The organism is Qipengyuania qiaonensis, assembly GCF_019711515.1.
GTDB lineage: Bacteria > Pseudomonadota > Alphaproteobacteria > Sphingomonadales > Sphingomonadaceae > Qipengyuania > Qipengyuania qiaonensis.
Window position 1 is genome coordinate 174,575 of the sequence record NZ_JAIGNO010000004.1, and the last position, 21,815, is coordinate 196,389.

Annotated in this window: 21 protein-coding genes; 14 read left to right on the forward strand and 7 right to left on the reverse strand. The window is 61.4% G+C overall.

Features of this window, described 5'->3' with window-relative positions:
• The first annotated feature begins 26 nt into the window (after positions 1-26).
• The 5 genes from miaB (at position 27) to K3174_RS08520 (ending at position 5,001) form a co-directional block, all read left to right on the forward strand.
• Positions 27-1,370 (forward strand): tRNA (N6-isopentenyl adenosine(37)-C2)-methylthiotransferase MiaB, encoded by a 1,344-nt coding sequence (gene miaB, locus K3174_RS08500; protein WP_221557829.1) that lies wholly within the window; start codon positions 27-29, stop codon positions 1,368-1,370.
• 128 nt (positions 1,371-1,498) lie between these two features.
• Complete coding sequence (locus K3174_RS08505; RefSeq protein ID WP_221557830.1) at positions 1,499-2,530, forward strand: PhoH family protein; 1,032 nt, start codon at positions 1,499-1,501, stop codon at positions 2,528-2,530.
• A gap of 93 nt (positions 2,531-2,623) precedes the next feature.
• Entirely contained in the window at positions 2,624-3,109 is a 486-nt protein-coding gene (gene ybeY / locus K3174_RS08510; protein WP_221557831.1) for an rRNA maturation RNase YbeY, read from the forward strand.
• A gap of 72 nt (positions 3,110-3,181) precedes the next feature.
• Positions 3,182-4,048 carry a hemolysin family protein gene (locus tag K3174_RS08515; RefSeq protein WP_247712014.1) on the forward strand — a complete coding sequence of 289 codons (867 nt, stop codon included), beginning with the start codon at positions 3,182-3,184 and terminating at the stop codon, positions 4,046-4,048.
• A gap of 68 nt (positions 4,049-4,116) precedes the next feature.
• Entirely contained in the window at positions 4,117-5,001 is an 885-nt protein-coding gene (locus tag K3174_RS08520; RefSeq protein ID WP_221557833.1) for a LysR substrate-binding domain-containing protein, read from the forward strand.
• Here K3174_RS08520 and K3174_RS08525 read toward each other — a convergent pair.
• From K3174_RS08525 to K3174_RS08555, 7 genes are all read right to left on the reverse strand, one after another.
• On the reverse strand, positions 4,998-5,903 hold the full coding sequence (locus K3174_RS08525; protein WP_221557834.1) for a lysophospholipid acyltransferase family protein: 906 nt from the start codon (positions 5,901-5,903) through the stop codon (positions 4,998-5,000). The two genes, K3174_RS08520 and K3174_RS08525, sit on opposite strands and share 4 nt — an antisense overlap.
• A complete protein-coding gene (locus tag K3174_RS08530; protein ID WP_221557835.1) occupies positions 5,875-6,297 on the reverse strand; it encodes a Fur family transcriptional regulator in 423 nt (140 codons plus the stop codon). Before K3174_RS08530 ends, K3174_RS08525 begins: the two co-directional genes overlap by 29 nt.
• Positions 6,298-6,371: 74 nt before the next feature.
• On the reverse strand, positions 6,372-6,812 hold the full coding sequence (locus tag K3174_RS08535) for a Ros/MucR family transcriptional regulator (protein WP_221557836.1): 441 nt from the start codon (positions 6,810-6,812) through the stop codon (positions 6,372-6,374).
• Between the two features lie 117 nt (positions 6,813-6,929).
• Positions 6,930-7,382 carry a GNAT family N-acetyltransferase gene (locus tag K3174_RS08540; RefSeq protein WP_247712015.1) on the reverse strand — a complete coding sequence of 151 codons (453 nt, stop codon included), beginning with the start codon at positions 7,380-7,382 and terminating at the stop codon, positions 6,930-6,932.
• Positions 7,379-7,990: a tRNA (adenosine(37)-N6)-threonylcarbamoyltransferase complex dimerization subunit type 1 TsaB gene (tsaB, locus tag K3174_RS08545; RefSeq protein ID WP_221557837.1), complete on the reverse strand. Its 612-nt coding sequence runs from the start codon at positions 7,988-7,990 to the stop codon at positions 7,379-7,381. The genes K3174_RS08540 and tsaB overlap by 4 nt, the downstream gene beginning before the upstream one ends.
• Before the next feature lie 36 nt (positions 7,991-8,026).
• Positions 8,027-8,635, reverse strand: a complete 609-nt coding sequence (locus K3174_RS08550; protein ID WP_221557838.1) for a malonic semialdehyde reductase — start codon at positions 8,633-8,635, stop codon at positions 8,027-8,029.
• Positions 8,636-8,662: 27 nt separating this feature from the next.
• Positions 8,663-9,244 (reverse strand): NifU family protein, encoded by a 582-nt coding sequence (locus K3174_RS08555; RefSeq protein ID WP_221557839.1) that lies wholly within the window; start codon positions 9,242-9,244, stop codon positions 8,663-8,665.
• A gap of 100 nt (positions 9,245-9,344) precedes the next feature.
• Here K3174_RS08555 and K3174_RS08560 point away from each other — a divergent pair, with 100 nt between their 5' ends.
• The 9 genes from K3174_RS08560 (at position 9,345) to K3174_RS08600 (ending at position 21,787) form a co-directional block, all read left to right on the forward strand.
• Entirely contained in the window at positions 9,345-12,284 is a 2,940-nt protein-coding gene (locus K3174_RS08560; protein WP_221557840.1) for a M16 family metallopeptidase, read from the forward strand.
• A 122-nt stretch (positions 12,285-12,406) separates the two neighbouring features.
• Complete coding sequence (locus tag K3174_RS08565) at positions 12,407-13,780, forward strand: class II 3-deoxy-7-phosphoheptulonate synthase (RefSeq protein ID WP_221557841.1); 1,374 nt, start codon at positions 12,407-12,409, stop codon at positions 13,778-13,780.
• Positions 13,781-13,954: 174 nt separating this feature from the next.
• On the forward strand, positions 13,955-15,208 hold the full coding sequence (gene egtB, locus K3174_RS08570) for an ergothioneine biosynthesis protein EgtB (protein WP_221557842.1): 1,254 nt from the start codon (positions 13,955-13,957) through the stop codon (positions 15,206-15,208).
• Positions 15,208-16,206: an L-histidine N(alpha)-methyltransferase gene (gene egtD, locus K3174_RS08575; RefSeq protein WP_221557843.1), complete on the forward strand. Its 999-nt coding sequence runs from the start codon at positions 15,208-15,210 to the stop codon at positions 16,204-16,206. The genes egtB and egtD overlap by 1 nt, the downstream gene beginning before the upstream one ends.
• Positions 16,207-16,257: 51 nt before the next feature.
• A complete protein-coding gene (locus tag K3174_RS08580) occupies positions 16,258-16,917 on the forward strand; it encodes a retropepsin-like aspartic protease family protein (protein WP_221557844.1) in 660 nt (219 codons plus the stop codon).
• A gap of 46 nt (positions 16,918-16,963) precedes the next feature.
• Positions 16,964-17,707, forward strand: a complete 744-nt coding sequence (gene otsB, locus K3174_RS08585) for a trehalose-phosphatase (protein WP_221557845.1) — start codon at positions 16,964-16,966, stop codon at positions 17,705-17,707.
• Positions 17,704-19,491, forward strand: a complete 1,788-nt coding sequence (locus K3174_RS08590; RefSeq protein WP_221557846.1) for a glycoside hydrolase family 15 protein — start codon at positions 17,704-17,706, stop codon at positions 19,489-19,491. Before otsB ends, K3174_RS08590 begins: the two co-directional genes overlap by 4 nt.
• Positions 19,488-20,882, forward strand: coding sequence for an alpha,alpha-trehalose-phosphate synthase (UDP-forming) (locus K3174_RS08595; RefSeq protein WP_247712041.1), 1,395 nt, complete (start codon positions 19,488-19,490; stop codon positions 20,880-20,882). The genes K3174_RS08590 and K3174_RS08595 overlap by 4 nt, the downstream gene beginning before the upstream one ends.
• A gap of 125 nt (positions 20,883-21,007) precedes the next feature.
• A complete protein-coding gene (locus tag K3174_RS08600; protein ID WP_221557848.1) occupies positions 21,008-21,787 on the forward strand; it encodes a tyrosine-protein phosphatase in 780 nt (259 codons plus the stop codon).
• Positions 21,788-21,815 lie beyond the last annotated feature (28 nt).

The window sequence follows — 21,815 nt, forward strand, 5'->3', positions numbered from 1 at the left end:
CTGTATGAGGTAGGGCGCACCCTCCCATGAAACCGACCAATTCCCCCAAGACCTACCGGGTCAAGAGCTTCGGCTGCCAGATGAACGTCTATGATGGCGAGCGTATGGCCGACATGCTGGACAAGCGCGGCATCGTGCCTGCGCCCGAGGGAGAAGAGGCCGACCTCGTCGTGCTCAACACTTGCCATATTCGCGAAAAGGCGGCGGAGAAGGTCTATTCGGATATCGGCCGGCTGACCAAGGCGGGGCGCAAGGCTGGCAAGGAGCCGCTGATCGCCGTCGCAGGCTGCATTGCGCAGGCCGAAGGCGAGGAGATCATGTCGCGCAGCCCCGCGGTCAGCGTGGTTGTCGGCCCGCAGGCCTATCACCGCCTGCCCGAAATGCTCGACAAGGCGGTGCAGGGCGAACGGGCGACCGATACCGACATGCCGGCAATCGCCAAGTTCGCCGCTCTGCCCGAGCGGACAAAACGCTTTCCTACTGCCTTCCTGACGGTGCAGGAGGGGTGCGACAAGTTCTGCACCTATTGCGTGGTGCCCTATACCAGGGGTGCCGAAATTTCCCGCCCCTTCGCCGATCTGGTGGACGAAGCGCATCGTCTGGCAGAGCGCGGGGCGCGCGAAATCACGCTATTGGGGCAGAACGTCAATGCGTGGAGCGGCGCGGATGCGAAAGGTGACAGTTGCGGGCTGGACGGGTTGATAAGAGAGCTAGCCAAGATACCGGAATTGCAGCGAATTCGCTACACGACCAGCCATCCGAACGATTTTTATAAAGGGCTGGTTCGGTGTCACGCGGAAGTGGACAAACTGATGCCCTATCTGCACCTTCCGGTGCAGAGCGGATCGGACCGCGTGCTGAAGGCGATGAACCGCAGCCACACGGCCGACAGCTACCTGCGCCTGCTGGAAGAGATGCGCGCCGCGCGGCCCGATATCGCACTGTCGGGCGATTTCATCGTCGGCTTCCCCGGCGAAACCGATGCCGAGTTCGAGGAAACCCTCGCGCTGGTCGATGAGGTCGGATACGCGCAGGCCTTCAGCTTCAAATACTCGCCGCGCCCCGGCACGCCCGCCGCGACGATGGACGGACAGGTGCCGAAAGAGGTGATGGACGAACGCCTCCAGCGCCTGCAGGCCGCGCTCAATCGCGACCAACTGGCCTTCAACGAAGCGAGCGTGGGCAAGACCTGCGAAGTCCTCGTCGAACGCAAAGGCAAGCTCGCGGGCCAGTGGCTCGGCAAGACCCCTTGGCTGCAAAGCGCCTGGTTCGAAGGCGAGGTCGCGATCGGCGATCTGGTAGAGGTGGAACTGGTCGAGGCGGGACCGAATTCGCTCGCCGGCAAGCTGCGCGAGACTGTGGTGGCTTAGCCGCACTCGCCGGGTGACGGTGATATGTCAGCATGTCGGGCCGGTGACTTTCCACCGCCATCGCAAGGGTGCCAGCTTGCCTACCGGCCGATCGGGCTTACATTCCGAATCGGATACGAAAGGAGCCTATGGCCCGCAAACCCGCACAGAGGGACCCTGCGTCCTTCACCCCGCCGCCTTCCCCGCAGCGCGAAGTACGCCGTGCACAGGTCGATCTCAGCTTCGACAATCAGAGCCTGCTTGGCGCGCTGTTCGGGCAGTTCGATGCCAATCTCGTACAGGTCGAAAACCGGCTGGGCGTCTTCATCTCGGCCCGCGGCAATCAGCTTCATATCGAAGGCCCGGAAGACAGCGTGGCGCGCGCCCGCGACGTGTTGAAATCGATGTATGACAAGCTTTCGATAGGCCAGGATCTCGATCAGGGTGCGATCGAAGCGCTGATCTCGATGTCGGACGAACCGACTTTCGACGGGATCGTCGATGCCGAGCCCAAGGGCCCGCCGATTATGATTCGCACGCGGCGCAAGACGATCGTGCCGCGCAGCGCCATGCAGGCCACTTACATGCGCAGCCTGGTGCGGGACGATATCATCTTCGCGCTCGGCCCGGCGGGGACGGGCAAGACCTACCTTGCCGTTGCGCAGGCGGTGGCGCAGTTGATCACCGGCAGCGTGCAGCGCTTGATCCTCTCCCGCCCGGCGGTCGAGGCGGGCGAGAAGCTGGGCTTCCTGCCAGGCGACATGAAGGACAAGGTCGATCCCTATCTGCGGCCGCTCTACGACGCACTCTATGACTGCATGCCGCCCGAACAGGTCGAGCGGCGGCTGGCCTCTGGCGAGATCGAAATCGCGCCGATCGCCTTCATGCGCGGGCGGACCCTGGCCGATGCCTTCGTCATTCTCGACGAAGCGCAGAATACGACGCGGGAGCAGATGAAGATGTTCCTCACCCGCTTCGGCCAGAACAGCCGCATGGTCGTGTGCGGAGACCCGCGCCAGGTCGACATCCCCGGCGGCGATCGCATGAGCGGACTGGCCGACGCGGTCGAGAAGCTGGAGGGCGTCGAGGGCTTCGGCACGATCCGCTTCACCGCCGCCGACGTGGTCCGCCACCCGATCGTGGGGCGGATCGTCGAGGCGTATGAGGGGCCGAGCGCGTAGCATCGAGTTATTGCGAGAAGCCGCTGGCTGCGGCAATCCATGGCCCGGTTCCATGGATTGCTTCGGTGCGCTCGCAATGACAGGGGTGGATGGGTGGAACTGAACATCGACATCGACGGCTGGCCGGAGGGCGATTGGGATACCCTGGCGGAACGCGCCTGTGCGGCGGCTGCCGGGGTCGAACCTGTACTGGCCAACGAACGCCTGAGCGCTTCGCTGCTCTTCACCAGCGACGAGGAAGTCCATGCGCTGAACAGGGAGTGGCGCAGCAAGGACAGGCCGACCAATGTGCTGTCCTTCCCGATGCTGGAGCGCGATCGGTTGCTGGAACTGGCAGCAGCGGGACCGCCGGAAATGCTGGGCGATCTTGCCTTGGCTTTTGGAACCTGTGACCGGGAAGCAACGGAAAAGCGTATCGCGCTCGAACACCACGCCGCACATCTGATCGTCCATGGCCTGCTCCACCTTGCAGGTCACGACCACGTCGACTCCGACGTTCAGGCCGAGGCGATGGAGGCGCTGGAAATCGCAGCGCTTGCAAAACTGGGCATCGCCGACCCATATGGGGACCGCAACTGACTGGAGTGCATTGTTAGGGCCATGCCCGATTCGTCATCACCCGCGGGAGACGCGGAGAGTAGCAGCGGGCTGATGCTCGCAATCCGGAAATTCTTCGACCCCGATTACGGCGAACGCTCGCTGCGCGCGCAGCTGGAAGAAGCGATCGACGAGCACGAGGGCGAGAACGGGTCCGAGATGCCAGACCACAGCGGTACCGGCGATCTGTCGCCGGTCGAGCGGCAGATGCTGCGCAATCTGCTGCACTTCTCCGAACACGATGCCGACGATGTGGCTGTGCCGCGCGGCGAGATCATTGCGATCGATGCCGGCGCCAGTTGGGAAGATCTGGTCGAGACCTTCGCCGAGCATGGCCATTCGCGCATGCCGGTCTATCGCGACCAGCTCGACGACGTGATCGGCATGATCCACATCAAGGACATCTTCACGATCCTCGCACGGAAGGAGAAACCACCCAGGGACTGGACGGTGCTGATGCGCCAGCCGCTCTACGTCCCGCAGACGCGCAATGCGCTAGACGTGCTGGCCGATATGCGGGCCCAGCGCATGCACCTGGCTGTGGTGGTCGACGAGTTTTCCGGCACCGATGGCCTTATAACGATCGAGGATCTGGTCGAGGAGATCGTCGGCGAGATCGAGGATGAGCACGACGATGCGCCCGAGGAGTGGATCGTGGATATCGGCGAGGGCATGTGGGATTGCGACGCCCGCGCCGAACTCGACGATGTCGCCGAACATGTTTCGCCCGCGCTGGCCGAGGTCGAGGAATCGGTCGATACGCTGGGGGGGCTTGCCTTCGTGCTGGCCGAGCAAGTGCCTGAGGTAGGCCGCGTGCTGGAACACCCCAGCGGCTGGCGCATAGAGGTTACCGATGGAGATGAGACCCATGTGAAGCGGCTTCGTCTTCATGCTCCGGAAGAGAATGTGGCCGCCATCTGACGATAGTTGCAGATTTTGGCACATTCTTGCTCGACAGGTGCGATTCACGTCAATAGCGTGCAACCATCATGGCAATACGGCGACTTCCCCCACTTCGGGCCCTGGAGGCTTTTGTGCGTACCGTACGGCTCGGCTCCGCGCGCGCCGCGGCCGACGAGCTTGGCTTGAGCCCCTCGGCGCTATCGCGCCGGATCGGCAATCTCGAAGAATTCGTCGGCAAGAAACTGTTTACGCGCGCCAGGCAGGCGATGAAACTGACCGATGACGGTCACGCCTTTTTCGAGGCGGTGAATCCGCAACTCGAAGCGCTTACCCGTGCGGTCGAGAGCCAGTCGGAGAATTTCTCCCTGCTGCGCCTCCATCTTGGCGTATTGCCCTTGTTCGGAACGCAGCGGCTGTTCCCGCGACTGGGCGAACTGCGCGAGCGGCATCCGCTGCTGCATATCGATATCGATACCGGCGCGCACCTGGAGGATCGGGTGGGCGACGTGTTGGACGCGGCGATCATTCTGTCGCGCGGCCCCTCACGCGGATTGCATGCCGTCCGCCTCGATTACAACAAGGTCCATGCGATCTGCAGCCGCGAACTTGCGGACAGGCTGGGGGCGGAGCCGGATCCGGACAAGCTGCGGAAGCAGACATTCCTGATCCATAATGAATTGCCCGAAAGCTTTACTGCATGGCGGAACGAGATCGGCATGGCCGATATGGAACCGGCAGCGATCGATCATTTCGATTCCGGTCAGATCATGCTCGAAGCGGCGGCGCAGGGTCTCGGCATTGCGATCATGCACGATGACCATATGCGCCGCGCCGCCGACAACCGGCTGGCCACCCTCTTCAACGTCGAGGTGGAGAGCCCGTACAGCTACTGGTTCGTGTGCAAGCCGACCGCGCTCGAAGAACGCCCGGTACGGCTGTTCCACGATTGGCTGGTCAAGGCCGGACTCTAATCGATCGGCTCGTTGGTCGCCTTCGGTCGGTAGCGGACCGCCTCCACGACGTGCTGGAAATTACGTAGCGGCTTGCCGAGATTGGCTATCAGCCGCCGTTCGATCTCATCTCTTGCCTTGGCGGCGATCGCCTTACGCCCGCGATATTCGATCGGGCTGAACGGTTCGAGATAATGCAGCGCCAGAGGGAAGCTGCCCTTGCGCGCCATCACGCGCATTGCGTTATGGAGTCCGCTTTCCTCGCCCACCCACGCGATTTCCTCCGAATTCTCGCCGTAATCGAGAACGACCGGCTGGACCATCACACCCGGTGGCGGGGGCTCGAGCACCGAAATCATGCTCGACTTGAACGGCAATAGCGAATGACCGTCGGTCACCGTGCCCTCGGGAAAGACGGTTACCGACCAATTGTCCGCCAGAGCTTCTTTGAGCAGGTTGATCTGTTCGGCCACATCCATGCGGTTTTCGCGCTTCACGAAAACCGTGCGGTTGAGCTGACACAGCCAGCCGATGACCGGAACTTCCGAGAGTTCTTGTTTGGCGACGAATGCGGTCCCGCTGGCCCCGGCCGTGCTGAGGATATCTACCCAGCTTATGTGATTGGAGATAAAGAAGACATCGCGCCGGAGCGGCGTGCCGACGATCGTGACCCGCGCGCCAACGATCCACGCGGTATAGCGCAGGAAAAACATCGGGAAGGGTGAGCCGTAGGCGAAAATCCGATAGAGGTAGTGCAGTGGCACAAACACTAGCAGAAGTACCAGGATGCCGAGGGTCCGCAGGATTACGCGAACCCAACCGATCACGGTCAGCGGAACTTTCTCTCCCCTCGCGGCCGCCAGCCGCTTGGCCGTGGATCTGGCAAGCTTGCGCTCAGCCTTCGCGGTCGAGGCGGACGCCATAGAGTTCCAGCCTGTGATCGACCAGGCGATAGCCCAGCTTGGCCGCAATCTGTTTCTGCAGAGCTTCGATTTCAGGATCTACGAATTCGACGACCTTGCCGGTTTCTACATCGATCAGGTGATCGTGATGGGCCTCCGGAGCTGCTTCGTAACGGGCGCGACCATCGCCAAAATCATGGCGGTCGAGAATGCCTGCTTCTTCGAATAGCCGTACGGTACGATAGACCGTGGCGATCGAGATTCCGGAGTCCAGTTTGTTGGCTCGCTCGTGGAGCAGTTCCACATCTGGGTGATCGTCACTCTCGGACAGGACCCGCGCGATGATCCTACGCTGTTCGGTAATGCGCAGACCCTTGTCGGCACACAATTGTTCAAGATCGATTTTCTGATGCAAAGTGGCTTCCCGAATGAAAAACGCCCCGTACCCATATCGGGCCGGGACGTTTTCCTCAAGGCGAACCGAAGGGCTTAAGCAGCCTTCTTTTTACGACCGCGTTTCTGGCCAGGCTTGCGGCCCAGCCCGATCTTTACCGCCAGTTCGCGGCGCTTTTCGGCATAGCTGGGGGCAACCATCGGGTAATCCGACGGCAAGTTCCAGCGTGCCCGATATTCATCGGGCGTCATGTCATAGGCAGTCTTCAGGTGACGCTTTAGCATTTTCATCTTTTTGCCGTCTTCCAGGCAAACGATGTAGTCCCTCTTCACCGACGAACGAATTGGCACTGCAGGTTCGGGCGGCGCTTCATTAGCGGCGGCTTCACCACCAAGGCCGGACAACGCCGAATAGACGTTAGATATAAGCGTGGGGACTTCGTCTACTGAAACACTATTGTTGCTGACATGCGCTGCGACAATGTCCGAGGTGAGGGTGATAAGCGTCTCGTTCATGTCGGTTTCGAATTCTTCCATTACTTTCCCTTTTTACGGTTAGGGAGATCATTCACGTTTTTTGTGCCCTGAACAGCATTGTATAAAATCGACAAGAATATGCAACAATTGTTGTACACTGTTATTTTTGTCGCGTTCCTACAACTTTCGCGCAAAGGTGATGGCATCGATGGCGGTGCCGTCCAGCGTGCGATAATAGTTCGCGCGCCGACCGATCGGCTCGAAGCCGCATCCGCGGTAAAGGCGTTCGGCGGGGTTGTTGGCGCGCATTTCGAGAAAAATTCGCTCCGCTCCGGCATCCCGCGCCATGGCTGAGAAGCGATCGATGAGGATACGCCCAAGACCTCTGTGGCGCATCTCCGGTCTGACGGCGATGAGAAGAAGTTCCTCTTCCCCGGGAGCACGCCGCGCGAGAACGAAGCCACCCGCAGCAGCCCCGTCGTCAAGTGCCCGGCCATGCTCGTCGATCAGAATTGCATAGGTATGGGGCGTGGCGAGCGAGTTCTCCACCTGCCGACGTGTCCATGCTTCTCGCCAGTGAGGGTCGAAGGCTGCTTCCATCACCGCCATCAACTGGTCCAGTTCGGTCATTGTCCGGGCAATTTCGCATCGGGTGGGCGACCGTAGAGCGGAGCTAGCCTACCAGTCAGCAATTCATCCGGTACGTCCGGAACGTAGCGTGCATCCGGCAACCGAATATCGGCTGGTATGGTGTGTGTCATCGTTCCGAGTTCTTCTGCCCTGGAGCCGACGAGGATTTCGCGCGAGCCGCGCTTCGCAGCGAGATCGGGTGGCAGAGTGGTCAACGCGCTTGCTGGCATACCGTCCGGCCCGAAATCCTGCAGAAACCATTCGCCGTGGCCGCCCGTCATGCAAACGGTTATCGCCTGTTTGCTTGTTCTTCCCGCCATTGCGGCCACGAGCGCCAGGGTTGGGTAACCGAGTACCCGCCCGTGCCAGGCTATGCCCAGTGCCCGTGCCACCGCGAGACCAATTCGTACCCCGGTAAAACTTCCGGGTCCGAGCGAGACGCGGATTTCGTCTGCGCGGCCTTTGTCGGGCAGTTCGGCGATCATCGGCACCAGCCGTTCTGCGTGACCACGCCCGAGCACTTCGTGCCTAGCGTCGCGCAGGCCGCCATCGTCGAACAGGGCGACCGAACAGGCCTCGGTTGCCGTCTCTATGGCCAGTATGCGCATCAGTGCCCACTGCCCCAGCAAGGGCGGGGCCGCAAGTCAGGCGATATGGTTGAACTTGTCGAAATCGGGCCGCGGGCTGCGATCGAAGATGCTCGCAGGATCGCCGTAACCGATAGAGCAGATAAAATTGCTGCGATGACGTGGCTCGTTGGCGAAGAATGCCTTGTCGACCGCAGCGTTGTCGAAACCGGACATCGGGCCGCAATCGAGCCCCACCGCGCGAACGGCCATCATCAGATAGGCGCCTTGCAGCGAGGAATTGCGAAAGGCGCCTTCCTTGCGCCCGTCCTCGTCTCCATCGAACCAGCTCTTCGCGTCGGTGTGCGGGAACAGCCAGGGTAATTCTTCGTGGAAATCGATGTCATAGCCGATGATGGCCGTGACCGGTGCCGCCTTGATTTTGGCCCGGTTGCCCTCCGAGGCGAGCGAGGCGAGCTTGTCCTTGGCGTCTTCCGATTTGACCCAGACTATCCGCGCAGGCTGCATATTGGCGGAGGTCGGCCCCATCTTCATGAGTTCGTAGATCGCGTGAATTTGATCGTCGCTGACCGGTTTGTCCAGCCAGCCATTATAGCTGCGTGCCTCGCGAAATATCTGGTCGAGCGTATCGTCGGACAGCACGGTGTTATGGAACTGCTTGGTCATGGAAACTCCCGGTGATGGGCTGGAAAGTCAGGCTGCGCGGACTTCGACAACCTCGGGCACGTAATGTTTCAGCAAGCCTTCGATACCGTGCTTGAGCGTGGCCGTTGAAGACGGGCAGCCCGAACACGCGCCTTGCATCTGCAGATGCACCACACCATCGCGATAACCGCGATACTGGATGTCGCCGCCATCGCCGGCCACTGCCGGACGCACGCGAGTTTCGAGCAGTTCGTTGATTTGCGCGATGATGTCGGCATCTTCGTCCCGCTCCTCGACCAGCATGCCATCCTCTTCGGGCGGAACGGCAATGCCGCCGGCACTGCCGGGTACGAAAAGCGGAGCCTGCGCCACGAAATGATCGAGCAGAATGGCCAGAACCTGCGGCTTCAAGTCGGTCCAGTTGACGCCCGGTGCGGCAGTGACGGTCACGAAGTCGCCGCCGAAGAACACGTTCACCACTTCGCCGGTGTCGAAGATCGTCTGCGCCAGCGGACTGGCCTCTGCCGCTTCCGGCGTAGCGAATTCGCGCGTGCCCTGTCCCATGACTTCTTGGCCGGGAAGGAATTTCAGGCTCGCCGGGTTCGGCGTGGTTTCGGTCTCAATGAACATGCCCGCGATGTAGGAACCGCGGGAACCTAGAGCAAGGAAGGAACGCTTGTCCTTCGAACATTCACCTAGCCTTCACGAGCCGCCCCCCTATATGCGAGCCATGACTCATTTCCCGCGCGCCGTCCGGCGTCTCGCGTTTTTCCTTCCCGCCGCGCTGCTTGTCCCGCAGCCTATCCTCGCGCAGGAGCCGACCGCCCCCGCGCCGCAATACGTGACTCCTGCCGAAGGCACGCCGTGGATTTACGAGGGCAGCGATGTCCCGCGCGACGAGGAATGGACCTTCGGCGAACTGCCCAACGGGCTACGATATGCGGTGCGCAACAATGGGGTCCCGCCCGATCAGGTTTCGGTTCGCGTCCGCATCGACGCCGGATCGCTGCATGAAGAGGATTCCGAGCGCGGCTACGCCCACTTGCTGGAACACCTGCTGTTCCGCGAAAGCCAGTATCTGAAGGTTGGCGAGGCTATTCCGACATGGCAACGGCTCGGCGCAACCTTCGGCAGCGATACCAATGCGCATACGAGCCCGACAGAAACGGTCTTCAAGCTAGACCTGCCAAATACCGACGAGACCAAGCTGACCGAAAGCATGAAGCTCTTGTCCGGTATGGTACGTAGCCCCGTTCTTTCGGACGCCAATGTGAAGGCCGAACTGCCGATCGTACTCGCCGAAAAGCGGGAGCGTAGCGGCGCTGCCGAGCGAGCCGGCAATACCAGTCGCGAAATCCTGTTCTCCGGACAGCGCCTGGCCGACCGCGTGCCGATCGGAACGGAAGAGTCACTCCGCGCCGCAACGGGAAAGAGTGTAAGCGCCTTCTACAATCGCTGGTATCGTCCCGAGAACGTGGTCGTCGTGGCGGCCGGCGATATGGACCCGATGCGGCTGGCAGCCGAGATCGAGAAATGGTTCGGCGACTGGCAGGGCGCAGGCCCGCTGGTGCCCGCGCCCGATTTCGGTGATCCAGTGGCGCCCGCCGGAACCGACGCGGACAATCCCGTCGGAGAGATCGGCGTCATTGTCGAACCCGACCTGCCACGGTCGTTCACCTACGCCATCATGCGTCCCTGGCGTCCGGTGCAGGACACGATCGCCTATAATGAAGGTCTGTTGCGCGATGCGCTGGCCCAAGCGCTGATCAACAGACGGCTCGAAGCGCGGGCACGTGCTGGCGGCAGCTATCTCTATGCGCAGGTTTCGCAGGACGATGTCAGCCGTTCTGCCGATATGACCTTCGTCAATTTCGCGCCGTTGACCGGTGATTGGCAGGCGGCGCTCGACGATATTCGCGGCGTGATTGCCGACGCTCTGGCAACGCCCCCGTCGCAGGAGGAAATCGATCGCGAGCTTGCCGAGTTCGAAATCGTCTTCACCAGCCAGGTGGAACAGCGTCGAGTGCTGCCCGGGCCGAAACTGGCCGACGATATCGTCAATGCCGTCGATATTCGCGAGGCAGTGGCTGCCCCGGAAACCGTTCTTACCGTCTTCAACTCGATGAAGGAGACGATCACTCCAGAGCTTGTATTGGAGCATACGCGCGCGCTGTTTTCCGGGGATGTGATCCGTTCCGCCTACGTCACTCCTGCCCAGGATGAAGCGAGCGAGCAGGCCATTCGCTCGGCGCTCCGGGAAACCGTGGACGCCAATGCCGATGCCCGGATCGCCGCCAAGGCCATATCGTTCGACGAGCTTCCGCCCGTCGGCGAGCCGGGCGAGATTGCCGCGCAGGGTCCCATCGGAGTGCTCGATATAGAAAAGGTCGAGTTCGCCAATGGAGTGAAAGCGATCCTCTGGGCCAACGATGCCGAGCCCGGTCGTGTTTCTGTCAAGGTGCGGTTTGGCGCGGGCTATCGTGCGCTTAAGCCTGACGATGCGGTCTATGCCAATCTCGGCTATGCGGCTTTGATTGGTTCCGGAATCGGCGAACTTGGGCAAGAAGAGCTCGATCGATTGTCGACCGGCCGCAAGTTCGGGTTCGACTTCGAAACCGGCGATGGTGCCTTCACCTTCTACGCGCAGACCCGAGAAGCTGATCTCGATGAACAGCTCTATCTGTTCGCTGCCAAGCTTGCGATGCCGGGTTGGGACCCCAATCCCGTAATCCGGGCCAAAGCAGCAAGCAAGCTGGCGTATGAAAGCTATGCGGCGAACCCGGGCGGCATCCTGCAGCGCGATCTGGAGTTTTTGCTCCGCGATAGCGATCCGCGGTTCCGGACGCCGACGCCCGAAATGCTGGATGAAGCTACACCAGAAGAGTTCCGTGACGTTTGGGAGCCCCTGCTGAAACAGGGTCCGGTCGAGGTGCTGGTATTCGGCGAATTCGACAAGGCGGCAACGATCGAAACGCTGCGCAAGACTTTCGGTGCTTTGCCGCAGCGCGACGCTGCTCCGGCCGATGTGCTCGACCGCGGAGTGGATTTCCCGGAAGCAGGCGAAACCGTAGTGAGCTATCACCGGGGCGATACCAATCAGGCTGCAGCAGTAGTTGCTTGGCCGAGTGGCGCTGGGGTCGAGAATCTGCGTGAATCACGCCATCTCGAAGTGCTCGCATCCGTGTTCAACAACCGCCTGATGGATGCGATGCGGGAGCATGCCGGCGCCAGCTATTCACCCGTAGTGCGGTCCGACTGGCCGAGCGACGTCAACAGCGGCGGCCGGATTGCCGCACTTGCCCAGTTGCGCCCGGAAGACGTGCCGGTGTTCTTCGCGGAAGCCGAACGGATCGCCAAGGAACTGGCAACCGAGCCGGTGGGTGAAGACGAGTACAACCGGGTGGTCGAACCGCTGCGGCAATATGTCAGCCGGGCCTCGACCGGGAACCTGTTCTGGCTCTACCAGCTAGAAGGATCGACGGTCGACGCTCGCCGGATCGAAATGCTACGCTACCTGCTGGCCGATTACACGCAGGTTCCGCCTGCCGAGTTGCAGGCGTTGGCACAGAAATATTTCGGCTCGCGCGAAGGGTGGCGGCTGGCGGTGATCCCGCAGGGTCAGGAAGTGGCGACAGCGACCAGTGCGGGAGAAGCCGCCGCGGGAAGCTGATCCGGCCACTGCAATCGGCTTTTTAAGCTGGCCAAGCAAATGCTGCTTGCGACATGATGTCCACTCGTCTGCTACAGACTGGTATAGAGGCGCCTATTCCCGCGTCGTAAACGGAAGAGACAATGGCTACCAATTGGGCACCCGATAGCTGGCAAGGGTTCAAGGCACGGCATTTGCCGACCTATCCCGATGCAGCAGCTCTCGCGGATGCGACCACCACGCTCGCAACGCATCCACCGCTTGTTTTCGCGGGCGAAGCGCGCGCGCTGAAGGCCGATCTTGCCGAGGTTGCGGAAGGCCGCGCTTTCCTGCTGCAGGGCGGCGACTGCGCCGAAAGTTTCGCCGAATTCCACCCGAACAATATCCGCGACACATTCCGGGTGCTGCTGCAGATGGCGGTCGTCATGACCTTCGCCAGCAAGAAGCCGGTGGTCAAGGTGGGGCGCATGGCGGGCCAGTTCGCCAAGCCGCGCAGTTCCGACACGGAGACGCAAGGGTCGGTGACCCTGCCGAGCTATTTCGGCGACAACATCAACGGTATCGAGTTCGAAGAGGCCGCCCGGACGAACGATCCCCAGCGGATGGTTCGCGCTTATTCGCAGGCTGCCGCGACGCTGAACCTGCTGCGCGCTTTCGCGACGGGCGGCTATGCCAATCTGCGCCAGGTCCATCAGTGGACGTTGGACTTCATGGGGCGCAGCCCTTGGGCGGACAAGTTCTCCGACATTGCCGACCGGATCGGCGAGGCGCTCGACTTCATGGAGGCCTGCGGGGTCGATCCGCAAGTGCTGCCGCAATTGCAGCGCACCAGTTTCTACACCAGCCACGAGGCGCTGCTGTTGCCTTACGAACAGGCGCTGACGCGGCGCGACAGCCTGACGGGCGATTGGTACGATTGTTCGGCGCATATGGTCTGGATCGGCGACCGGACTCGGTTCGAGAACAGTGCACATGTCGAATTCTGCCGCGGCATCGGCAATCCGCTGGGCATGAAATGCGGGCCGAGCCTTGAAACCGATGCGCTGCTCAAGCTGCTCGAGACGCTCAATCCCGCGCGCGAGCCGGGGCGGATCGTCCTGATCAGCCGGTTCGGTCACGACAAGGTGGAAGATGGCCTGCCGCGCCTCGTCCGCGCGGTGAAAGCCGAAGGGCACCCCGTGGTGTGGAGCTGCGACCCGATGCATGGCAATGTCGTCAAGTCGGATAGTGGCTACAAGACGCGGCCGTTCGACCGCATCCTGACCGAAGTGAAGGGCTTCTTCGCCGTACATCGCGCCGAAGGCACGCATCCCGGCGGCATCCATGTGGAAATGACCGGGCAGGATGTGACCGAATGTGTCGGCGGCGCGGTCGCGATCACCGACGACGCTTTGGGCGATCGCTATCACACGCATTGCGACCCGCGCCTGAACGCTGCGCAATCGCTCGAGCTGGCGTTCCTGATTGCCGAGATGCTCAACGAGGAGCAGGCCGTTCGCCGCGCCGACGCGGCCTAAGCCGCGCTTGCCGGCCGGAACTGTTCGGCACGCGCCGGATTGTGCAAGCGATATGCTTTACTCGATTGTTCGGGCAGGGTTTTTCGCCCCGGGCCTTTAAACGGTCATCGATATGCGCCATTATTGGAGGTGGTTGCCATTTCCTGGCCGCCGCAACGTAAGGGGGGACAGACGATGCCCCATGCCCAGCCGAAATCGCTCCGGACGCTCGGGGAAGCTCTCGCGGCGCGCTATGCCGCCGTCAGGGGGTTGAGCGAAGCCCTTGTCGCGCCTCTTTCCGATGCCGACGCGACGATCCAGTCTATGGAAGATGCGAGCCCGGCCAAATGGCACCTCGCGCATACCACGTGGTTCTGGGAAACCTTTTTGCTGCGCGACAATGCGCAGGACTATGCGCTTTACGATGCTGATTGGCCCTTCATATTCAATTCCTACTACGAAACCGAGGGCGAAAGGATAGCGCGGTTCGCGCGCGGAATGCTCTCGCGTCCGAAGCTCGGCGATATTCTGGAATGGCGCGCGCATGTCGACGCAGCGATGGGTCCGCTGCTCGATCGCGAAGATCTCACCCCGTTGATCGAATTGGGATTGAGCCACGAACAGCAACACCAGGAACTGCTCCTCACCGACATCAAGCATGCGCTGTTCCAGAATCCGCTGGGTGTGGCCATGTGGGACGGACCGGGTAGCAAGAGCCAGTGTAGCGATGGCGATTGGTATGCACATCCGGGGGGGGTGGCTCGGATCGGCCATCAATCGGATGGGTTCTCCTTCGACAATGAAGGGCCGGTGCACCGCGTCCTGCTTGAGCCTTTCGCTCTGTCGTCGCGGCTCGTCACCAATCGCGAGTGGGACGAGTTCATTGCCGACGGAGGTTACGACACTGCGACGCTGTGGCTATCCGATGGTTGGGCCTGGGCTCGCGAAAATGGCGTTCGTGCGCCGCTTTATTGGCGCGACGGCGAACAATTCACGCATTCCGGCTGGCAGGGCCGCGATCCAGATGCACCGGTGACGCACATCTCCTATTTCGAGGCAGACGCCTTCGCTAGCTGGGCTGGCATGCGCCTGCCGACCGAGTTCGAATGGGAAGCCATCGCACGCGGCCAGGAAGGCACGTTGCCGGCCCATGATGCGCACGACGGAAATCAGTTGGACGAAGCCGCGCCGCCCTTGCCTGTCGGAAGCGAAGGGCTGTTTGGCGATTGCTGGCAGTTTACCCGGTCGGCCTATTTGCCCTATCCGCGCTTCCAGCCCGCCGCCGGCGCGGTGGGCGAGTATAATGGCAAGTTCATGAGCGGTCAGTTCGTCCTCAAGGGCGCCAGCTGCGCGACGGCGCGCGGTCATTCGCGGGCAAGCTACCGCAACTTCTTCTACCCGCACCAGCGCTGGCAATTTACCGGCATCAGGCTGGCAAAGGATATCTGATGAATACGAATAGCGGCATTGCACTTGTCGATCTGGACGAGGATGGCGTCGACCGCGCTTTCCGCGCCGACGTCCTCAAGGGATTGCGCCAGCGGCAGAAGGCCGTTCCCGCGCGCTGGTTTTATGACGAAGAAGGTTCGCGCCTGTTCGAGCGGATCACGCAGCTCGACGAGTACTATCCCACCCGTGCCGAAACCGAGATCCTGGAAGCGAGGAGCGACGCGTTTGCGGAACTGGTCGGGCCGGGAAGGGCGGTGGTCGAATTCGGCTCGGGCAGTTCGGTCAAGACTCCGCTGCTGCTTAAAGCGATCGACCCGGCCGCTTACGTTCCACTCGACATATCGGGCGATTTCCTCCGCATGAGCGCGGCCGCGCTAGCCAAGAATTTTCCCGATCTTCCGGTATATCCGGTAGAGGCCGATTTCATGCGCCGGGTCGGCCTGCCTCAAGAAGTCGAACCATTGAAGAAGCTGGGCTTTTTCCCTGGGTCGACAATCGGCAACATGGTTCCGCGTACTGCCGTAGACCTGCTGCGCTCGATGCGCGCGACGCTTGGCGCGGATGACGGCGAGAGCCCGCTGCTGCTGATCGGCATGGATATGGTCAAGGATCACCGGGTGCTGCAGGCTGCCTACGCCGATGCCGAAGGTGTGACGGGGGCGTTCAACATGAACCTCGTGGCGCGGATCAATCGTGAACTTGGCGGAACGATTCCGGCTGAATCGCTGGAACACAAGGCAATCTGGAACGACAAACTCGCCCGGGTAGAGATGCATCTTGTCGCCACGCGCGACATTGCCTTTGCCGTGTCCGGAGAAGAATTCTCAATGCGGTCGGGCGAGACTATCCATACCGAAAACAGCCACAAATTCACTCGTCGAAGCGCCAACCTGCTATTGCTTGCCGGCGGCTGGACACCTGTGAAGAGATGGCTCGATCATGAGAAACGGTTCTCGGTTATTCTTGCCCGCGCTACGGAGCAGCGTGACGCGCCGTGATTGGCCGCTCTATTCATGGACGCGTCACGGCCGTGTTCCTATATGGATGACATGGAATTAGAGCCCGTCTTCAGCGCCATAGCCGATACATTGCGTGCCATTCCGCGCTCCGAGCTGCTGATCGCGGCCGTTGCGGCAATGGTCCTTGGATGGTTCGGTGCGATGATCGCCAAACGTTCCATGCTCGGTGGTTGGTTGCGCATGGTGAGTTCGCTGGCGCTCGGGTTGATTCTGCTGACCGTCGTGCTGCAGCTCTCCCGTTTCGATCCTCGCTTCGATGTGGCAGTCCCGCAGATCGGCTTGCCCGAACAGGTCGTGGCGGGTGGTGAGACGCGCATTCCGCTCTCGGCCGATGGCCATTTCTGGGTTCGCGCCGAAGTCAACGGCGCGCCCGGAAACTTCATGATCGATACCGGCGCCACTCTGACCGCGATTTCAGCCCCGCTGGCGCAGCGGGCCGGGCTCGAGCCGCGGCGGGGCGGAATCCCGATCATGCTGGGTACCGCCAACGGCACCGTACAAGCCCATGTCGCGACTATCGACAGCCTCACCTTCGGAAATGTCAGTGCCAGCGGCACGGATGCTGCGATCGCTGAGAATTTTGGCGACTTCAACGTCATCGGCATGAACGTGCTTGCTCGCCTTGGTTCGTGGCGGGTTGAGGACAACACTTTGATCCTCGTTCCCCGCGCCGAGGATATGATTTCGTAAAATCCGGCGTTTGACCAAGCGCGCCTAGCCGCTAGGGCTGGATGTGATGGACGGTACGACCCTGCTCCCCGCCCCGCTGCCGCTTGGCGATCTGCTTGCGCAGAAACCCATCGCGCTGTTTCTCGACTTCGACGGCACATTGATAGAAATCGCGCCACGTCCGGGCGATATCCACGTTCCGGACGGACTGCCGGAACACCTGCAAATATTGGGCGACCGGCTCGGCGGCAGACTTGCACTGGTCAGCGGCCGAGCGCTGGACGACCTGGCGGCGCATTTGGGAGAGGTCGGGATTTGCCGTGCAGGATCGCACGGTGCCTCGCGCTTGCTCGGCGATGGAACGCGTCTTGGCGAAGAACCGCGTGGGCTGGCCGACGGGGCGATCGCCGAACTCCGGGCATACGCCGAAGAGAATGGTCTTTTTTACGAGGCCAAGGCCCATGGCGGCGCGTTGCATTTTCGGGGGCAGCCTGAAAAGCAGGAAGCTGCGCTGGCCTTTGCCAGTGATTTCGCCGGGTCGCGTGGCCTCAGCGTCACCAAAGGCAAAGGGGTGGTCGAACTTGTCCAGCCGGGTGCGACCAAAGCTGGCGCGGTCGAAGCCTTCATGAAAATGTCGCCATTTGCCGGTGCCATGCCCGTTTTCGTGGGCGACGACGTAACCGATGAGGATGGCTTTGCCGGCGCCGAAAAATACGGCGGTTTCGGCATTGCCGTGGGCGAGCGCCCCAGCCAGCGGGCACGATACCACCTCGACAACGTTGCTGCAGTGCACCATTGGTTGGAGATATGATGCAGGCCGATCTCGAGCTTTCACCCATAGGCAATTGCCAGGTCAGCGCCCTGGTCGATCGCGAAGGCGCTATCGTCTGGGGCTGCGTTCCGCGCGTCGATGGCGATCCGATTTTCTGCTCGCTGCTCAACGGCGACGTGCGCGATCGAGGTATCTGGCGCTTCGAATTGGAGGGCCAGACGAAGGCGACCCAACGCTACGAACGCAACACGGCGATCGTGATCACCCGGCTCGAAAGCGAGGATGGCAGCGCCGTCGAGATTAACGATTTCGCGCCGCGTTTCGAAAGCTCGGGCCGGATGTACCGACCTGTCGCCTACGGCCGGATCGTCCGGCCCGTTGCCGGAGCGCCGCGTATGCGCGTCGTCCTCGCACCGACGAAAGAGTACGGTGCTAAGTTCGCCGAAACGACCAATGGTACAAACCACATTCGCTATCTGATCGGCCCGCAGGCGCTGCGCCTGTCGACCGATGCGCCGGTGGGCTATGTGCTCGAAGGGCGCAGCTACCGTGTCGAGAGCGATCAGCATTTCTTCCTTGGTCCGGACGAACCCTTCGTCGGTAATATCCGCAGCGAAGTGCGACGTATGGAAGCCATGACGGCACGGTACTGGCAGCACTGGGTGCGGGGGCTGCATATCCCGCTCGAATGGCAGGAAGAGGTGATCCGCGCGGCGATCGCACTCAAGCTGTGCCAGCACGAGGAAACCGGGGCGATCGTCGCTGCGCTCACCACCTCGATCCCGGAAGCGGCGAATAGCGAGCGCAACTGGGACTATCGCTACTGCTGGATCCGCGACAGTTACTACACGGTTCAGGCGCTAAACCGCCTCGGTGCGCTGGATGTGCTGGAGAAATATCTCGCCTATCTGCGCAACATCGTCGATCAGGCGCGCGGTGGGCAGATCCAGCCGCTCTATTCGGTCATGGGCGCGGACGAACTGCACGAATTCGAGGCGGGACATCTCGCCGGCTATCGCGGCATGGGCCCGGTGCGCGTCGGCAATGCCGCCTACAAGCAGGTACAGTACGATTGCTATGGCCAGATCGTTATGCCGACGGCGCAGGCGTTCTTCGACACCCGCCTGCTCCGCATGGCCGACGAACGCGATTTCGCACATTTGGAAGAGGTGGGCGAGGCGGCGTGGGCCAAGCATGACAAGCCTGATGCGGGCCTGTGGGAATTCCGCACGCGGCAGGAAGTGCACACCTATTCCGCGGTGATGTGCTGGGCCGCCTGCGACCGCCTTGCCAATGTCGCCGCCCGGCTCGGCAAGGGCGATCGGGTCTCCCTATGGCAGGAAAGGGCCTCCGCGATACGAACCAAAATAGAAAAAATGGCCTGGAAGGAAGAAGGACAGCACTACGGCGCCAGCTTCGAAAACGGCTATCTCGATGCGAGTCTGCTGCAGATGGTCGAACTGCGGTATCTCAAGCCGGAAGACGAGCGCTTCCTGAAGACCTTTGCCGCTGTCGAGCGCGACCTTCGCCGTGGCAATCACATGCTCCGCTACGCTGCCGAAGACGATTTCGGCGCGCCTGAAACCGCGTTCAATGTCTGTACTTTCTGGCTGATCGAAGCGTTGGGACTTGTTGGGCGGCGAGAAGAGGCGCGCGAGATTTTCTGTTCGATGCTTAGTCACACGACCATGTCCGGCATGCTGAGCGAGGATCTGGATTACGAAACCGGCGAATTATGGGGGAACTTCCCCCAGACCTACTCGCTAGTTGGTATAATCAACTGTGCAGGCCTGTTGAGCAAACCCTGGAGCCAAGTTCGCTGAGCGGAGACCCTCGCCTTATCGTCATATCGAACCGCGTTGCGGTGCCAAAGGCGCGCGGGGCTGCGGGGGCGCAGGGTGGGTTGGCAGGTGCACTCCATGCGGCGCTGAAGGACCGAAAGGGTTTGTGGTTTGGCTGGTCCGGTCAGGAAAGCGAAAGCGGGCGTACCGGTCACATCGATACCCAGACCAATGACGGCGTGACCACGGCGACGATCGATCTTTCGCAGCGCGATATCGACGAGTATTACACCGGTTACGCCAATTCGACGCTGTGGCCGTTGTTTCACTATCGCCTCGATCTTGCCGAGTACGAGCGCGAGACGGGCAAGGGCTACGAGCGGGTCAACGAACGCTTTGCCGAACTGTCCGCGCCACTCATCGAACCCGACGATGTTGTTTGGATCCACGATTATCACTTGATACCGTTGGGCGAACGGCTGCGGTCCAGAGGAATCAAGAACCGCATCGGCTTCTTCCTCCACATACCATGGCCGCCAACGCGACTGTTCGTTTCGTTGCCCTATCACGAAAGGCTGGTGCGCACGCTGCTCTATTACGACGTCGTCGGCTTCCAGACGCAGGAGTGGCTCGACAGCTTTCTGCACTACTGTGAGAACGAATTGCGTGCCGAAGTGGACGAGACAACCGGCCAGGTCAGCTTCGAGGGCCGCACTACTTTCGCCCGCGCCTATCCTATCGGGATCGATTGGGACCAATTCTCCAAGTTGGGACAAACAGGCCAGGCACGGCAGGCGCAGCAACGGTTGATGAGTTCGACCCGGCGGCGGCTGGCCATGATCGGAGTCGACCGCCTCGACTATTCCAAGGGCATTCCCGAGCGGATCGATGGGATCGGGCGCTTTTTCGACAGGAACCCCGAAAGCATCAAGGATCTGGTTTTTATCCAGATCGCGCCGCCCAGCCGTGAAGATGTCGAAAGTTATCAGGCGATCCGCGAGGAACTGGAGCGTAAATGCGGCCAGATCAACGGCGCGCGTAGCGAAGTGGACCTGGTTCCGATCCGCTACGTCAACCGCGGCTACAGCCACGCGGAACTGTTCGGCTTTTTTCGAGGCTCGAAGATCGGGCTGGTCACGCCGCTCCGCGATGGGATGAACCTCGTCGCCAAGGAATATGTCGCTGCACAGGATCCCGAAGATCCGGGCGTGCTGATCCTGTCGCGCTTCGCGGGGGCTGCTGCGCAATTGCAGGATGCCGTTCTGGTCAACCCGCACAGCCCGGATGATATCGCCCACGCCATAAAGACTGCGCTCGACATGTCACTTGCCGAGCGAAAGCGCCGGTATGAGCAAATGGTCGTTACGGTGCGCGACGACAACGTCCAGAACTGGACAGCGGATTTCCTGCGCGACCTGTCGCAGCCGGCTTAGGGTGTTGTATCTGCGCCGGTACGGGGCAGAAAGCATGGATAGATTGGCGCCCGACTTTCTTTGGTCCGTAGCATTCGGATAGGGTGGAATTGCGCAAGTCATCCTGCGCTGCCACGGTCGGTGACATGATTCGCGACGCATTCCTCGGCACTCAGGGCATTCACAATTTCCGCGATTACGGTGGCTGGAGCACGCAAGACGGCGGCAGCGTGCGGACTGGAGTGCTCTTTCGCTCAGGGCATCATGTCGATGCGACCGACGCTGATCTGGCTGCCATCGCGCCGCTGGGTATCCGCACGGTGATCGACTTGCGCGGCGAAAGCGAGCGTGCGGCCAATCCTTGCCGCCGGGTACAGGGCTTCGACGGGACGGTGGTTTTCTACGAGGGTGAGACGACCTCCAGCCCTCCGCATATGGACATCCGGCCGGACAGCAGCTTCTCCGACTTCGCGCGTGGGCGCATGTTGGCCGTTTATACGCGCATGGCAGACAACCCGGCGATGATCGAGATGTTCGGGCGCTATCTCAATATTCTGGCCCAACGCGATGGGGCTAGCCTGGTCCATTGTTATGCAGGCAAGGATCGCACGGGGGTGGCAGCGACCATGCTGCTTCATATCCTGGGCGTGTCTGTCGAGAACCAGCGACGCGAATTTCTGCGCACCAATGACAGCCCGACCTACGCGGTCCTCGCACGTCAGTCGCTCCCGGGCATCGAGGCGCGGCTTGGGCGTAGAATCGATGAAATTGCCGCCCGCGACCTGCTCGGTGTGCGCGAAGAATATCTCGACCGCTATCTTGAGATAGCCACTGCGCGCCATGGCAGCTTGGACGGTTACCTCGAAAAAGCGATAGGTGTGGATGATGCACTGCGCGATGCGTTGATTGCACGGTTCTTGGCGTGACTCTGACGCCGGCCGTTCCCATATAGCC